Consider the following 3572-nt stretch of genomic DNA (forward strand, 5'->3'; position numbering starts at 1 on the left):
AAAATAAGGCTTTTGACCTGTTAAAGTCCGATGTTAGTGCAAGAAAATAGGATTGGGACTTTCAAAAACCTTGCATTATCCTTCTTGTAGTACATGGCTTGGTACAAAAAACAATGGCAACAAAGCCCGAAACTCCTGACTCCTGACTCCTGACTCCTACCCCCAGGAAAAACTTTTTCAGCAGACCCTACTTAGGGTTTGCTGAATAAATCTAAAAAACTTGTTGGGTAAGACTTTTAGACTTTTTGTCAATCAAAAAGTACCAAGTATGGGAGTGATCAGGGGGAAAATTCCAGGACTTTTTCCCTAAAAATTAGGTAATTGGCCACCTCAAAACCGGTAAAACCCCACACCCCACACCCCACACCCCACACCCTGCCCCCACCGAAAAACTTTTTCAGCAGACCCTACTTATCAGGACAGGCACTGATGCAAGAGGCAAAAGGGGGAATAATACTAAATCCGTTGAGTATAGGCTACATATCAGGACAGGCAATGGGCAATAGGCAAAAGAGGGAATAAATAATCAGTTTTTAATAACTGGATTTAGTATAAATAATCGGTCTTTAATAACTGGATTTAGGCTCACTGCTTACTGCTCACTATCGCCTCTTCCCCGCTCTCGACGATTATTTTAAATGCCTAAAAGTTTAGCCTGAAAAAATATTACTTATCTTGATTCTTCCTGACTGAGATGACGTAGTTTATCCCGAAAATAGCCAAAGCTGGGCGATCGATTAATATCAACATTCGGGAGCATCTCACCTTTGCAATGAGCATAAATACTTAGTGGAAAAATAGGCTTTTCGAGGGTAATTCTTGTTTTAATTCTCCATGTACGCAGTCTTTAAAAGCCTCTATTTCGTTCCAAGACACGATTAAGAGTGGCTTTTAGGCTAAGTATAATTACTTATCGCGTAAGTGAGATGCTCCCTGCTAAAATTAGCAGCTACCGCTAATTCTCTCGCAGAATTTAGGCAGTCTTTGGCAAGAATCCAATAATCTTATCCTAATATCTAGAAAACGGGTTCCTTTGAGAAACCCGTTTTCTGTAAATTTTTGTTATATCCCCCTTGAAAAATTGGCGCTTGTTGGGCTAAAATTATTAGCAATAAACTTTTGCAGTTAATGTCATGACTTCTTCACTGTTGCCGATTCTTTCTGTTGTTGACGATGTTTTGTTCAATTTCGCTCAATCTGACGGTTTTTGGGCGAATTTAGAAACTGCTTTTGGCACAAGTTATGATGTGGTTAAGGCGACGCAATTACGACAGCAGTGGCAAAGCCGAAATTTTAGTCAACTTCCCCCGATTGAGGTACTCAGTGATGAGGTTTTGGGGACGGCGAATGGTGCTTATGCCAGCAGTACGAATAAGATTTATCTATCAGCATCTTTTTTAAATACGGCCTCGTCAGCAGCGATAGTTAATGTAATTTTAGAAGAAATTGGGCATTATGTGGATGCTCAAGTTAATCCGGTGGATAGCGCCGGAGATGAGGGGGCAATTTTTGCGAATTTGGTGTCAGGAGAGAGTTTATCTAGTCAGCAGTTGCAAGTGCTTAAACTAGAAAATGATACTGCTATTGTTGAGATTGATGGACAGCAAATTCAGATTGAACAGAGTAGTCTAACTACAACCAATTTGAATAGCGTAACTGCGACCGATCTTGTTACCGCTTTAGTCGGCCCTGGTGTTACAGTGGGCAGTATCAGTTTTACAGGTGCTAATGTTGCAGCAGGACTTTTTAGTGGCGGACTAGCAGCAGGTTTAGGCATCAATGAGGGGATTGTTCTCAGCAGCGGGAATATTGCTCTGGCCACAGGTCCAAACAACAGTAGTTCTGCTGGCGCTAATAATTCTCAATTAGGTGACACAGATCTAAATAGTATAGTCACACCGAATACTACAAATGATGCGGCAGTATTGCAGTTTAACTTTATTCCGTTATCTAGCACTATCAGCTTCGCTTTTGTCTTTGCGTCCGAAGAGTATCCTGAGTATGTTGGTTCGCAGTTTAATGACGTTTTTGCTTTTTTCGTGAATGGGGAAAATATTGCTCTCATTCCTGGGACAACAACGCCTGTTTCTATCAATAATGTCAGCCCTGTCACTAACTCGACATTTTTTATCTCAAATACTGGGGGGACTTTCGACAACCAATTCGATGGTTTTACAACGGTATTGAGTGCAACTGCTAACAATCTTGCCCCTGGAATTCCTGCGAGAATAAAGCTGGCAATTGCTGATGCGACTGACTTTATTTTCGACTCGGCAGTCTTCATTCAAGCAGGCAGTTTTGGAAACCCAACTATTGTAACCGTGACTGCTACTGATGCCAACGCTGGTGAAGGTACGCCCGTCAATCCTGGCACATTTACTATCAGTCGGACAGGTAACACAGCCAGTCCTTTAACCGTAATTTACTCAATTTCAGGAACTGCTAGTAGCACTGATTATAACGCTCTTCCTACTAGCATAACTATTCCAGCAGGACAGGCTGCTACGACGATTACGGTTACTCCAATTGATGATACTGTGACAGAAGGGAATGAGACTGTAATCCTGTCACTAACTGATACTATCAGTTACGATTTGGGAACACCGAATAGCGCTACGATAGTGATTGCTGATAATGAGCCACAGTCTGTTAACGTCACCCTCTCTGTCAGCCCCGCCAGCGTCCTTGAAGATGGAACACAAAATCTAGTTTACACTTTTAACCGTACAGGTTCTACAGCCAATCCTTTAACAGTGAACTTTACTGTTGGTGGCGGGGCTACTTTTAATACAGATTATACCCAAACAGGTGCGAACACTTTTTCTGGAACTACGGGAACAGTTATTTTTGCCGCAAATTCTAGCACTGCTACCGTAACAATTGACCCGACAGCAGATGCTACAGTTGAACCCAACGAAACCGTCGCTTTAACTCTCGCTTCAGGAACTGGTTATACAGTGGGTACAGCCACAGCAGTAACTGGAACAATTATCGATGACGACCAGAGTATTACTTTAGGGGTAAATCCCAGCAGTGTTACTGAAGACGGGACAGCCAACCTAGTCTATACCTTCACCCGTACAGGAGTAACAACTAATGCTTTAACGGTGAATTACACTGTCGGAGGAACTGCTACCTTCAGCACAGATTACACCCAAACTGGTGCAGCGAGTTTCACAGCGACATCAGGGACAGTGAATTTCGTTGCTGGTTCATCCACTGCTACCGTCACAATTGACCCCACTGCTGATACAACTGTTGAAGATGATGAAACTGTTGCTTTAACTCTTACTTCTGGGACAGGTTATACAGTTGGGACAACTACCGCAGTTACCGGGACAATTACCAATGATGATTTCCCTAGTATTACTCTTGCGGTTGCTCCGACCAGTGTCAATGAAGATGGGACAACTAACTTAGTCTATACCTTCACCCGTACCGGTTCTACTACCAGCGCCTTAACCGCTAACTATACAGTTGGGGGAACAGCGACATTTAGCACAGATTACACTCAAACCGGTGCAGCAACTTTCACCAGTGCAACAGGGACAGTGAATTTCGTTGCTGGTTCA

The 3572-nt window shown here is 42.8% G+C and carries 1 protein-coding gene; it reads left to right on the forward strand.

Translation table 11 applies throughout. The annotated features are described in order from the left end of the window. Positions 1–1133: 1133 nt before the first annotated feature. A partial coding sequence (locus O9295_RS13540; RefSeq protein WP_288033315.1) for a choice-of-anchor L domain-containing protein occupies positions 1134–3572 on the forward strand: 2439 nt, incomplete at its 3' end.

The sequence above is a fragment of the Microcystis sp. LE18-22.4A genome, from assembly GCF_027531105.1.
Classification (GTDB): domain Bacteria; phylum Cyanobacteriota; class Cyanobacteriia; order Cyanobacteriales; family Microcystaceae; genus Microcystis; species Microcystis aeruginosa.